Here is a 360-nt window from a genome sequence, read left to right as displayed (position 1 = left end):
AGGTCTGAATATGTATCGCGGATTGTTTCCCCTGCAAGGGCGTCAACTTCCACATGCTGGGTGTACAAATGACCGCAAGTATTTAAAAGTTTTTCGCAGGGGTTTTCTCCCTTAAACAACAATAAAAGCGTTCTGTGCGGTCTTCCGCCTGACGGACCAAAATAGTTTTTTACATAATCAGCCAAAAGAACAAGCTGGTTTTGAGGAGCCCTCGCTCTTAGGGAAAGCGCGTATTTTTCCGCGAAATTTTGATCCGGCGCGAATATTTGCGCACCTGCCAATTCCAAATCTGTACGCATTAAAAGCCGCGAAAGTACACCGCCTGTCAAAACGGCGCGGGAAAAAAACTTTCCCTCCTTC

At 46.4% G+C, this 360-nt stretch carries 1 pseudogene; it reads right to left on the bottom strand.

The annotated features are described in order from the left end of the window. A pseudogene (locus tag ACYVTD_RS18120) lies at positions 1–299 on the bottom strand (nucleoside-diphosphate kinase); the annotation flags it as partial. Positions 300–360 lie beyond the last annotated feature (61 nt).

This window comes from Treponema sp. R6D11, from assembly GCF_054786075.1.
The sequence above is the reverse complement of the archived record's forward strand: the minus strand, read 5'-3'. Positions and strand labels throughout refer to the sequence as shown.